General features: G+C 31.6%; 11 protein-coding genes. 6 read left to right on the forward strand and 5 right to left on the reverse strand.

The features are described from left to right. The first annotated feature begins 483 nt into the window (after nt 1-483). From IW20_RS14825 to IW20_RS14845, 5 genes are all read left to right on the forward strand, one after another. Nucleotides 484-1,785, forward strand: a complete 1,302-nt coding sequence (locus tag IW20_RS14825) for a hypothetical protein (RefSeq protein WP_035623846.1) — start codon at nt 484-486, stop codon at nt 1,783-1,785. A 72-nt stretch (nt 1,786-1,857) separates the two neighbouring features. Continuing rightward, nucleotides 1,858-2,709: a T9SS type A sorting domain-containing protein gene (locus IW20_RS14830; protein WP_035623849.1), complete on the forward strand. Its 852-nt coding sequence runs from the start codon at nt 1,858-1,860 to the stop codon at nt 2,707-2,709. A gap of 60 nt (nt 2,710-2,769) precedes the next feature. Further along, nucleotides 2,770-3,558: a hypothetical protein gene (locus IW20_RS14835; RefSeq protein WP_035623852.1), complete on the forward strand. Its 789-nt coding sequence runs from the start codon at nt 2,770-2,772 to the stop codon at nt 3,556-3,558. Between the two features lie 41 nt (nt 3,559-3,599). Beyond that, nucleotides 3,600-4,958 carry a S41 family peptidase gene (locus IW20_RS14840; RefSeq protein ID WP_051885781.1) on the forward strand — a complete coding sequence of 453 codons (1,359 nt, stop codon included), beginning with the start codon at nt 3,600-3,602 and terminating at the stop codon, nt 4,956-4,958. Between the two features lie 140 nt (nt 4,959-5,098). Beyond that, nucleotides 5,099-5,401: a hypothetical protein gene (locus IW20_RS14845; RefSeq protein ID WP_123869523.1), complete on the forward strand. Its 303-nt coding sequence runs from the start codon at nt 5,099-5,101 to the stop codon at nt 5,399-5,401. 5 nt (nt 5,402-5,406) lie between these two features. Here the strand turns inward: IW20_RS14845 and IW20_RS14850 are convergent, their stop codons facing one another. Continuing rightward, nucleotides 5,407-6,003, reverse strand: a complete 597-nt coding sequence (locus IW20_RS14850) for a hypothetical protein (RefSeq protein WP_035623855.1) — start codon at nt 6,001-6,003, stop codon at nt 5,407-5,409. 237 nt (nt 6,004-6,240) lie between these two features. Here IW20_RS14850 and IW20_RS25390 point away from each other — a divergent pair, with 237 nt between their 5' ends. Beyond that, on the forward strand, nt 6,241-7,647 hold the full coding sequence (locus tag IW20_RS25390; RefSeq protein WP_051885783.1) for a sensor histidine kinase: 1,407 nt from the start codon (nt 6,241-6,243) through the stop codon (nt 7,645-7,647). A 47-nt stretch (nt 7,648-7,694) separates the two neighbouring features. Here the strand turns inward: IW20_RS25390 and IW20_RS14860 are convergent, their stop codons facing one another. From IW20_RS14860 to IW20_RS14875, 4 genes are read right to left on the reverse strand one after another with little or no spacing between them, the layout of a single operon-like run. Beyond that, the gene (locus tag IW20_RS14860; protein WP_035623858.1) at nt 7,695-10,481 is read right to left on the reverse strand and encodes a hypothetical protein; all 2,787 of its coding nucleotides are present in this window, start codon (nt 10,479-10,481) and stop codon (nt 7,695-7,697) included. A gap of 12 nt (nt 10,482-10,493) precedes the next feature. Next, nucleotides 10,494-11,513, reverse strand: a complete 1,020-nt coding sequence (locus IW20_RS14865; RefSeq protein ID WP_035623861.1) for a hypothetical protein — start codon at nt 11,511-11,513, stop codon at nt 10,494-10,496. Beyond that, nucleotides 11,510-12,307, reverse strand: a complete 798-nt coding sequence (locus IW20_RS14870; protein ID WP_035623864.1) for a fimbrial biogenesis chaperone — start codon at nt 12,305-12,307, stop codon at nt 11,510-11,512. Before IW20_RS14870 ends, IW20_RS14865 begins: the two co-directional genes overlap by 4 nt. Before the next feature lie 33 nt (nt 12,308-12,340). Beyond that, entirely contained in the window at nt 12,341-12,880 is a 540-nt protein-coding gene (locus IW20_RS14875) for a hypothetical protein (RefSeq protein WP_035623866.1), read from the reverse strand. Nucleotides 12,881-12,996: the final 116 nt, after the last annotated feature.

The raw sequence follows: 12,996 nt of genomic DNA on the forward strand, positions 1-12,996 counted from the left end.
TTTGTGAATTTTTAATTTTATAAAAAATATTTAAAATTTTATATAATACTCATTATATCAATACATTATAAAATACAATTTAAAGTATTACATCTTATTAAGATTACTGAATATTAAGAAACCGTTAACAATAAAATTAGACATGATATTTTGGTTTTTCAAAGTCTAATATAGATAGTTGTAAGTATTGAATTTGATTTTTGTTTTAATGCATTAAGCAAAAATAATAATGAAATACTTTATATGGTCTTTTTCAATTTTGGACAATAAAATTGAAAAAGAATGAAAAGATAACCTTTGGCTGCGATAAAAAATCCTAAGAGCAAAAGATGGAAATAGTAGGTACAAAACCCGACGGTAAGCGGGGAAATATATAAAAAAATCTTTACCAAAAAAGAGAAAGACCTGAGGAAAGATATTTTGCTGCTCTCTCCAAAGGCCTAGATTGTAATAGCGGCAAATATAGCAATAATTAAACTATTTATGAAAAAATTTTTTCTATTCGCAATGGTAGCTCTAGTTGTGAGCTCTTGCCAAAATGATGATTCATCTACAGATTCTTCTTTTTCTATGAAAGCTTCTGGAGCAGATTACACAGGATATCCAGCAGCAGTTCAAACGGTAAGTGGTGCTATAACAGCCAATACTACTTGGACAAACGACAGAGTATGGGAAATTGATGGAGTTATTACTGTAAAAAATGGTGCTAAACTTACTATACAAGCAGGTACTTATATTAAAGCTAAACCACTTGCTCCTGGTGTAGCTACAGGAGTACTTGTAATTACAAAAACTGGACAAATCGATGCGCAAGGAACTGCAACTGCTCCAGTAATTTTTACAAGTTATAATTTATTAGATGGTAACGCAAATACTGTAGCAGCTCCTGGTGATTTTGGAGGTGTAGTTCTTTTAGGAGATGCAGAAGTTAACACTGGTTCAGTTACTAACATCGTTGAAGGATTAGATGATCAATCAAACTTTGCTGAATTCTATTACGGAGGTTCAAATAATGCTCATAGTGCAGGTGCTTTAAACTATGTACGTATCGAATTTGCAGGACGTATCTTAGATACTGATGTTGAAATTAATGGTCTTACACTTGCAGGAGTAGGTAGCGGAACTGTAGTAGATCACATTCAGGTATCTTATGGTAAAGATGATTCATTCGAATTCTTTGGTGGTAAAGTAAATGCTAGTCACTTAGTTTCATTTGCTCCAGATGATGATAACTTCGATTTCGACTTTGGTTACACAGGAAATATTACTAAAGCTATTGCAATTGCAGACAGTAATTCGACTCACAGTTTAAGCGGTGGAAAACCAGATTCTAATGGTATAGAATTAGACAACAATGCAACAGGAACAGTTACAGCAATTATTACACGTCCTGTTATTTCTCAATTATCAATTATCGGAGTTAGCTCTAATACAGTAGCAGATTTATACGAAAACGCTATTCACGTACGTAGAGCAGGTAACATAAGCCTTACAGATGTTACTGTTACAGGATACAACAGAGGTATCAACTGGGAAACTCCTTCAGTTCCAACTGGTTCTTCGTACTTAAGAATATCAATCCACGGATTTGATAACCCATTATTGCCAGTAGGAACAACTATTACTGGTGCAGGTACAAGTACTTCTACAGCAGATCCAGCTACAAAATGGGCTCTTAGCCAACCATTCTTTAATGATGGAACGTTAAACTTTGCAGGTACTACAGGTGCATTCAAAACTGAATCTAACTGGACTGGTACTTGGACAAAGTTTGCAAATTTTTAATTGTATTAGGTTAACTATTAAAACTCTACATGGGCAGTACTAAACTGCCCATGTTTTTAAAAAACTAAAAAAATGAAAAAAAATCTACTTTTATTATTACTTATCATGGTTACAGGGACATCATTTGCTCAATATACAATTTGGGAAGATGATTTTGATGATGCCGATGCTTCAGACTGGACTTTATTAGACAAAGACGGAAATGGAAGTAATTGGAAAGCCAAAAAAAATTTAAAATGGGATAATGCTTTAGGTGGAGTAGATGGTACTATTGATGTTTTAGGAACTTATAATATCGATTTTGTAACTGGAGGACAATTAGAAACTTTAGAAGATAATCTGGCTATATCTCCTGCTATAGATGTTTCCTTTTATTCTGGAAAAATTTCTTTGGTTCTAAATGCTCAACCTAGTATTTATGATGGCAATCAGGATTTGTTCGTATATGGATCAACTTCTCCAGATCCTGCAACTTTTACACTTTTAAGTACAGTAACTTTAAACAGATCAACGGTTGAAGATCCTGAATTTAAAGATTATAAAGTAGATATTTCGCAATTTGTAGGTAAACCAGCAGTATATATTGCCTTAGGAAATAACCCTGCAGTTGGTTTTATAGGATATGAAATTGATAAAATTTCAGTTACTGCAGAATCATTATTAGGTGTAGATGAAGCTGAGTTAAAAGCACAGGTTTGCAAATTAAAACAAAACCCAGTTCAGGAAAATTTACAATTAGAATTAGGAGAAGAATTTAAGAATGAAAAAACATCCTTAAAAATTTACAATACAAGCGGAATGTTAGTTACAGCATCACCTTACAAAGAAGAAGGTATAGCAGTTGATAATTTATCACAAGGTGTTTATTTTCTTTTAGTAACCAATAATAACGTTTCTAAAAAATTAAAATTCATTAAAAAATAATATTAAAGAAAGTTTTCACACTTTTCAGATAAACAGAGTTTCTACAATAAAAAAACAAATATGAAGAATACAGTAACAAGAGTACTATTTTTTACGATTACAATGGCTTTTTTGGGATCTTGTGCCAATGATGAGCTAACTCCTTATTATAGCAATGAAATCAACCAACCAGGAAAAGTAGTTATAGTAGGATATAACGCTTTGGCAGATTCTATCCAGATAACTGCAAATGGTAAACTGATTGAAATAGGGAAGGATAAAAAAACCGCCTTTGTAAAAAAAATAGAAAAAGAGTATGAATTTGTTTATTACGGAAATAGTGAGAAGACTTTAGAAATTACAAATAAAGCAACAAAGGAATTATTACACACCTATCGTTTTAACTCTAAAATACCTATTGATACACTTTCTTTTTTTGCTAAAGAAAACATTTGGATTGATAAAATTACATCAATAAAACCAGGCGTATTAAGCAAAACGAGTAATAGTGGTTACAAATTTATTTTCCCGACCAAAAACAAATATTCTAATAGTGGATATGAAGGAAAACTCGATGGAATTATCCGTAAAATTAATGGACAGGTTCTGGGAATTGTTGAGAATATAGATAATGATAAATTTAGTTCGTTTATAGAATTTCCTTTTAGTTCGCCACCTACAATCATAATGGAACTTGTAAAACATGGCACAACAGAATCTTATATTACAGGAAAGAAAGTTACTGTTATGATGACCATGTCTGTAAATAAATCACGATTAATTGTACTAGATGAAAAAAAGGATGCAAACGGAGCTTTTTCAGGAGTAGATGGAACTCTAAATTTAGTTGATTATTTCACTTTTAAATAGTTCTCAAATAAAACTTGCCTCTATAATCTTAAGGATAAAATATGAAACGCCCCTTTATTTTTATTACCTACTTATTTTTTTTTCTATGGTGTTTGTTTATTTCCTGTACACCAGATGATCATTCGACGCAAGTCTATACTGAAGGTACTAACGAATATATAAATGAATGGATGTACCAACAAATGAAAAAATATTATCGCTGGAACGAAACTATGCCAGCCCAAGGCGATTTGTCGGCTACTCCTAAAGAGTACTTCGCAAAACTGTTACAGAAAGATGATATTTTTTCTTATGCTTTACATCCTGCATTACCAGATACAGCACCTCAGAGCTTAAGGAGAAAATTTGGTTTTGATGTAAGTTTTGTTGAGCTTGAAGGAAAATATTATGGCGTTATATTATATGTATTAGAAGATTCTCCGGCTAAAAATAACGGTTTGCAAAGAGGAAATCTTATTACTCAGATAAACGGAACAGATTTAAATCAAGGTAATTACGATCGTATGTATAGCAATATGATAACATCAACTCAATTAAACTTACGTATAAATTCCTACACAGCACAATCTGGTTTTTCTAAAACAAAAGATATTTCTTTATCGCAAGGGCTTACTTTTTTACAACCAATATCATATCAAATAATTACAGATAAGAATACAAAAATAGGATATGTACAAATTCCGCATTTTGATGTTGGACAATCACAACAAATCCTGCAAATTTTTCAGGAATTAAAAAGTAAATCTATATCCGAACTCGTTTTGGATTTAAGATATAATGGAGGAGGAGATATTGCATCGGCAACAGCGCTTAGCATTGCCACAGCTCCAAATGTTCGTGCCAATGATCTTTTTATAAAATTTGAAGGAAACAAAAATGGTGGAAATGTAGATCAATCCTTCAAACAAGCATTAGAAAGTAATGAATCTAAAATAAGTTTTGAGGCATTACAAAATGCACATCCCCAAATAAATAGAGTATATATATTGTGCGGAAATCGTACCGCATCTGCCTCAGAATTAATCATCAATAATCTGAAACCTTATATGGATGTTATTACCATAGGAGGTAAAACCTTTGGCAAAGATGTGGCAGGATTTCCTATAGAAGATAACCGAATTGCAGGAACAAAAGGTTGGGTATTATACCCTTCGATTTATAAATTATTTAATGCCAAACACGAAGGCAATTACTCAAAAGGAATCAATCCATCGATATATTCAGATGAACTACAAGAACTTGAAGTCTTTCCTTTAGGAAACCGATCAGAAGTTTTGTTGAGTACAGCATTAGGAAGAATATCTGGAAATGTTAGTAAAAAAGAGGGTACTAAATTACGATTGTTACCTACGTCAACAATTTATACCGATATAGATCCTTTATTGCGTTTTACACCTTAAATCCTAGTTTTATTTAAAAAAGTCAAACATATAAGTTATGTAAGTCCATTAAGCTAAGTGTACGAAACTTATGGTTTCTTAAATCGCTTATATGGTTTAAAAACAATTATATCGTTTATCAATATCTAGATTACCATATTATGCAAGGAATAAACTCAAGAGAACATCGAATTTTGCTCACAGCATTTCATAAATTTGAATATCTGTCTAAGATGGCCAAAAATAAGATTGAAGAATCTGAAGAAAACAATACACGCAAAGCTATGGAAGAGCTTGATGCTTTGTATGATAAATTTCAGTTATTATATGCAGAACTCGAAAAATGTACTAAAGCGTATGAGTACAAAAAGAAATCAGTACGTAGCATTATTAATAAAAGCATGCGTAAACTGGCTCCTGAGCTACAAAAAGAAAATAATCACGTACAATACGTAAAAAAGTGATGATTTTATTCTTTAACTAATACAATTGTAGCTTTATAACCCGTACCCACATTCCATTGGCTGGATTCAATAACAGCTCCTTTATCATCATAAACCTGAAATTCGGCTGTATTAGGCGAAGCAAAACCTTCGTTTAATGCTTCAAAATCTATTTTGTTAATCCCTTGAACTAGTTCTATTTTAAATTCTTGAAAATCTCCATTTAAACTCACTTCGGGTACAACAACTTTATCGTTTAAATATACTTTTATTTTATCGCCATCTACAAAAGCAGCATCGCGATAACGAATTGTAGATGTAATAGATTTTGTTTTAAAACTCCCTAAATATTGATTTCTTCTATAAAAGATGCCTTCTACATTAGCTTCTTTTTTGTATAAATTGGGGTCTTTAAAAAGTTCCTCTGGATTAATTTGTAAAGGATCAGGTTTTTCTACAATTACAGGTGGTTCAACTTTTGGTGTAACTTCTTTTGGAGGAATAACTTCTTTAATTTTCGAATCTTTTGGAGGAATCGGTTTAAATTTACCGTTAAGTTCGTCTTGAGCGTATCCTTGCAAAGAAACGCCGATTATAATTATTAAAAACAATATCCTTTTCATGATTTATAGTATTAAATTAATCTCATTAACTCTTACTTAAAACAAACATTTAATTATAATATTTATTGCATTTACAAAAAATTAATTATCACAAAACTCTGAGAATTATTCTTTGCGTTTTAATATATTATTCATTTACTTTTTTATAAAAAAGGCAACGACTTCACATTAAAATCACATCTGATTATTACCTTAATTTGTATATTTGACCGCAGTTTTTAATAAAGTAAATCTACAATGCTCCAAATTTTAATGCTAGATCCAAAAACCGTTTTCCAACTTTATTTTTGGGCAAACTTATTTATTTGCATTCTCATTTTTAGTTATTCCTTTTCTTACGCTACCAGCGAGAACAGAAAAATATTAAAAACTTTTGGCTACGGAAAACTATTACTTACCATCGGGTGGGTACTGATTGCTTTAAGAGGCGTTGTCCCAGATTTAATCTCCATAAATATTGCAAACACGCTTATATTTTCTGGTTGTTGCTACGAAACTATAGCAATGTTATCAATGCTTAATGCCAAATCCAAAAAGCGTTATCAGTTACAAATGATAATTACAATTGCTGCAATAATTGTTTTTAACATAGCAGTATTACTATTAGACAGCAACATAAACAATCGTATTTTAATTATATCTATCGGGATATTTGCTATTTATTTGCCGCCAACAATTAGATATTTTACCGAAAAAGGACATACTTTTTTCAGAACCTTTTATGTGCTTTGCTACGCTGGTTTTGAAATTTTAGTTGTTATGCGTGCCATTTATAATTACCATAATCCGCAAACGGCTTTCTTTTCTCATAGTATTTTTGACAGTTTGTATAGCATTAGTTTATTCTTGCTAACACTTATCGGAACAGTTGGTTTTTTATTATTAGTAAAAGAAAAACAGGATCTTAAAATTCAAAAACTTTTAAAAGACAAGAACCAATTTTTTTCTATCATAGCCCATGATTTAAGAGGACCATTGGGATCATCAGTCAGACTTTCGAATATATTGACTAAAAATATTGAAGAATACAGCCAAGACGAAATCAAGGAAATTATAGAAATGCTGCATCAATCAAATAAAAACAGTTATAAACTATTAGAAAATCTCTTAGACTGGTCGCAAGTACAAACAGGAATGATTGAATACAGTCCTGAAAAAATTGCACTAAATACTTTAATTATAGATAATGTAAAACTGAATAAAAATTTAGCATTAAACAAAAACATAACACTTTCTTTTGAATCTACTGAACTTATTGAAGTCGAAGCAGACAAAAATATGATAGATACTATCGTACGTAACTTGCTAACTAATGCAATTAAATTTACGAAAAAACACGGAGAAATTATCGTAAAGATTCAAAAAATAAACAAAAAAGCCGAAATATCTATCGCTGACAACGGTATTGGAATCCCTGATAACATTAAAGAAAAGTTATTTAAAATTAACGAAAATGTAACTCAAAAAGGTACAGATAACGAAACAGGAAGCGGGCTAGGACTCTTGCTTTGCAGCGAATTTATAAAAATGCATCAAGGTGAAATTTGGACTGAAAGTGAGACAGGAAAGGGGAGTACTTTTAAATTTACTTTGCCATTAATTGAAGCAAAATTAAACCATAATTTAGTATTAAATCCTGCTTAAGTAAGCCGAAAGATTTTCTATTATCCTACAAAATACAAACAAACTTATTATTTTTTGAATCCATTAGAACTGAATTTTCTTGTTTCTACACGTTTTTCTTTAATGTTTAAAGTAAATTTAACTTCTTTTATATCAGTAGGTTCAGCATTTATAAGCTGATTATTATCTTCTACATCTACATATTCTGAGATACCTGTTTTTTCAAGACTTACTGTGTATAAACCTTTTGGCACATACAATATAAAGTTTCCGTTTTCGTCTGTTTTAGTTGTAAATACTTTACCTGTATCATCAATTGCAATTATTGGTAATCCGCCTTTTTTTCTGGTAATATCAAAGCTTTTATCTGTTGTAATATAAGATATTGAACCTTTGATAGTAGCTGTTTTGTTTAAACCAATAGCAATTTTAGTATCAGCACTAATGTCTACTTTTACAGCATTTGCATACCATTCATTTGTATTAACGGGTTTTACAGAGTAGGAACCTTCTGGTAATGATCTGTATTTTAAAATACCTTTATTATCTGTTCTAAATGCTTTTCCTTCGATGATTACAAGTTGGTTTACTGCAGGCGATTTTTTAGTAATAGTTTCGTTTTTATCACCTGTTTCATAATACACATAAACCTCAAGCTCGCTTCTTGATTTATCTATTTTTATTGGATTAAATCGCTTTGTAAGACCTATTTGTATAGTATTTAAAGTATTTATGCTAGTAGAGAAATCACTGTAATAATTGTACAGAAAAACAGTAAAATCTTTAGATATATCATAATCTAAGCGCCCATTAAACTGAAGCGATTCACTAATTATGCTGTTTTTAGAATACACCATTCCGAGGTTGACATTAAGCTTATCATTAAAGAACTTTTTCTGTAAAGTAGGACTTATAGTCAAGTTGGTATATATATCCGTTATACCTAATTGCGAGTTAGCAATGATCTCTCCTAAATAGAAGTTATTGTATTGATAGAAAGCTAAAAGATTAAATATTTTCCAGCTATAAATGAAATTTGTTTTAAAATGAAATTCTTTATTCTCCATTGTATTGGCTGAAAAAAGACCTCCTTCAAAAGATAATGAGACATTTTGTTTTGTAGGCGTATTAAAATAAGTTAAACCCAAAGTCATTCGGGCAGCTTTCATCGAATATTCTTGAGCATTAATCATACTAAGTTGTTCTCTACGAGTTTCGGTATAATAATAAGGAGAAAGTGATACTATTAAGGATGAAAATCGTCTTGATGCACCGATATCATATCGCGCTGTCGAAAAATGTGTCGAGGTAAACTGATTTGCAAATGCTTCGGGTTTTGCAGACAAATAATTGTAAACACCCCAAAAATTGAATTTACCTACAGGCAAATTAATTCGCTCGTTAAGATTTACAACACCTTTTCTCATTCCCGAAAAGTAGCCAGAACTAAGGTAATTAGAACTGCTGTAAAACAAGTTGTTCCATTTACCATTAAACTGAACTTCTCCTGCGCCACCAACTTTATTTCCAGTTTCAATATCTGATGTAAGATTACTTATAGCACCTCCAAATCTAAGATTAAAATTCTCGGAGGTATATAATGAAAAACGCGATGATGCTAAATAGTTTTTTGTTCCAGAATAGGCATCGTCATCATAAATAATTGTGTTTTCGTAGCCTTTCTTTTGCATCCATCCGTTATTGTGGGTAAACATCGCCCATGCCGATTTACCAAAAGACAAGCTAGGATTATCAATAAGGTTAAATGTCTTATCAATTGCACCAGCTTCAATAGTGCTTTTTTCGTTGGGTTTATAAAAAGCTTCTGCACCTCTTCCGATAAGATTTAAATCAAAAAACTTCGATACATTCCCGATTGTAGCACCAAAATTCTTTTGGCTATATCCAAGCCAAGTATTTCGCAAAAATACCTGATCTGAATTCTCCCACCAGTTCATATCCAGATTTGCCTGCAAGGTACCATTGTTAATTTCAGTCTGAGCATTAGCATACAAAAAATAGGCGTTTGTATTGTCGCTGTTGTGTTGTACGCTCGCCGTAACCTGATTAGTCTGGTTAAATGTATAGTTATAATCAGGATTATAAGGCATAACATATCTTCTGTCTTGCCTTATAGAACTTGCTCTTACTGTACCATTATTAATAATATCTCCATTATGATATAAAGCAGTAATATTAATGGTAAAATCCTCTTGATTTAATACTGTCTTATTCACTATCTTTTTTAAAACAACGATAGTATCTGTAAATGCCTGAATATTTATATCCTTATTTTCTATAGCATTTCGGGTAATAAAATCAGGATAACGGGCTAAAATGGTAATTTTTTGAGTCGTATTTCCTTCGTTAGAAATACGTATAGGAATCGCTAGACTATCGCCAGTTTTTTCGTAGATAATATTTGTTTCTAGCAACATCACTTTTACCAATTTCCTTTCACTAATAAAAACAGGCAATAAAGCACTTTTTGTATCTTGAGTTCCAGTTATAGTAAATATAGCTTCAATAGTACTTTGATTTCCTGCTTTTGCAGTTCCAGTTACAATAGCTTTTATTGGAATAAAAATACTATCGTGAGCAGCTAATGCAATGTTTTTAGGTTTTCGTTGCGAAAGGTAAATGTCTTCATGACTACTATGAATATCAAAAATTCCTTCTATAGAATTTTGGCTACTATTTACAATCTTTACATAAGCATCAATAACACCTTTGCTATTTGTTTCAATTTTTTTGTTTGTAAATTCAATGCTGAAGCTATTGTTTTGTGACCAAGCGCTTAAACCTGATCCAAAAACAGTAAGAAATAATAATATTTTATAGCATTTACCCAGCATCAATAAACAGCATTAATTTGGCATTATTACAAAATAAACACGAGTACTATATGTTCCTGGTGTAACATTAAGTCCCGGACTATTAGCAGGTATAAAGAATTTTACATTATATGTGATATCCTGCGCAGTACTATTAGATCTAATTGCTACAGGTTGTGTTGTTGTTGCCAATGTTACGGGAGAAATAATCTGTAATCCTTTATAGCTCTGATTGGTACTTAATTGTAATTTTAAGATAGAAAGCGGTATTGTTTGTGATGATGTCGAAGATATAAAATCACCAGACGCCTCTACAGCCAACTGCGAATTATAGGTATTAACTCGTAATGCATTTGGTATCATAACCGATTTTTCAATAGTATAATCTGATGGAGAATTATAATTTAAATTAAATTGTTGTGCTCCATTTTGTAATATAACGCTTTGGCTACCAAAATTCCCACCAAATGACAACTGAAACCTTGCATCGCCAATAGGAGAGGTGTAGATACCAATTAATTGCTCAGTTCCATTAGATATTTTATAAAGCTTAAATTCATACGATGAATTATACATACCGTTAGGGTTAACCAATAAATGATTACCTCCCTGAATGGTTAAGTTATAACGGAAAATTCTATTTACAGCACCATTTAAATTAACATTGCTATGAATAAGCGTAACTTCATTATACTTACTTAGCTGAAATACCTGAGTAGGAACATTTACAAGTATTCCGTTTGCAGAACCACTATTTTCCTGACTATTAAATTTTAAATAAGCGTATTGCGCTCCAACAGTGTAGGCGCTATTAACCTCATTGGTAAAATCTTGTGTAAGTCTTGCAGTAAGTTTCCATTCGTTTACATTCATATTAGCACCATAATACTGTATAGGAATAGAAATTTGATTGTTATGTGTTTTTCCCGCTACCATTTCTGAATAGGTAGAAAATATAGGTTGCCCATTATTGTAGGCACCTAGCATATATTGAGCATTAACTACATATTGGGCAAATAAGAAAAAAACTATACTAGTTATTATTTGTTTCATAGACTAAATTCTAGTTCAGCAATTTTTATAACATCGTTCTCACCATAGGTTAAGATTGCCGAAACGGTATAATTTCCTTTAGCAAGATCAGATGGTAATTGTTGTTTTAGTATTCTAATATCTTTAGGAAGCGTGTAAAATTCAGATTCTTTTAAAGTACTTTTTTTACCAGTACTATTATTAAACAATTCCCATTTTACTTTTCCATCAGTCCATAAGTCGCCTTGATTTTCTATTTTTAGTTCAATGACTTTATTCTTATTATCATCAGCATAGCTTGTAAAGTCAACAAAATCTACAAGAACTTTATTTTCTTTAATAAAGCTATGGTACACTTTTACACCCATTCTTACAGTTACCTGTATAGCTGCACCATTTTGATCCAAAGCAGTACCAGGATTAAGCTGAGTAAAGAAAATCATTCCCGTATGTACAGGTACAGATGAATCTGCATTTGCAGGAACCTTAAAAAGTACTTCAACTTGCTTGGTTTCACCTGGTTTTACAACAAAATAGGAGGAAGGTAATATTTGTATCCAATCCGTACATGACGTAGGAAGCGTATTTGCCGCTACAATTTTATTATTACCAGATGGTTCATATTCCCAGTCGCTAAAAGAAACACCAACTTCAAGTTCTTTATCAGTAGGATTTGTTAAGCTAACATATTGAGAACCGGATCCTGATGCATTTAATTTATAATATAAACGCCCTGGCGATACAGATATACCAGCCTGAGCCTGTGAAAGATTTACAATGAATAATCCAACTAAAACCAATATAAAATTTTTCATTTTTTTATTGTTTAATATTAGTAAATATACCAATTATTGCGGAATTAGAGTATACATAATTGTAGTACTATATGTACCTGATTCGCGATTAAGGTAATTTGGTGATTTTGTTTCGGGTATAGCGTAATTAACATGAAACCCGCGTCCCCATTCGCCTGCTGGAGATTTTATGATAGTTGTAGGTAGCGTAGAAAGCATAATTTGTGGCACTACCTTAAGCTCAGCGGGAGGAACAGCATTAGAATTTGTAAGATTACCAGTTACTGTTTTTACAGCAATTGTATTTACAGGCAATGAAGTACTATTCCCGTTATGAGAAAAATATTCAGAGCTTGCTTTTACATTTACTTCATAAGCTGTACTCGAACTCACCTTTATGTGATTAGATTGTTGCCCAGAATCATTTCCGTAAAGAAAATGTGAGGGCTTTGCCATACTTATATTAACTGTAGGCTGAGAAATTTGTATGCTTTGTACCTGTGCAATAGTTACATTTACCTGCGTTTGTGCAGAACCAATACTTTGAGCCATTGCGGCAACAGGAAAAAGCAATACAAAAAATATTTTTTGCATGTTTTTAAGAGTTTTCAAACCTAATTATATTTCTAAATGGTTAAACAATACCCTCCAGAAAACAATTAATTCTGAAAATAATAGAGATAAAAGAGGCACTAACCTCAAAATAAGAT

Source organism: Flavobacterium hydatis, assembly GCF_000737695.1.
GTDB lineage: Bacteria > Bacteroidota > Bacteroidia > Flavobacteriales > Flavobacteriaceae > Flavobacterium > Flavobacterium hydatis.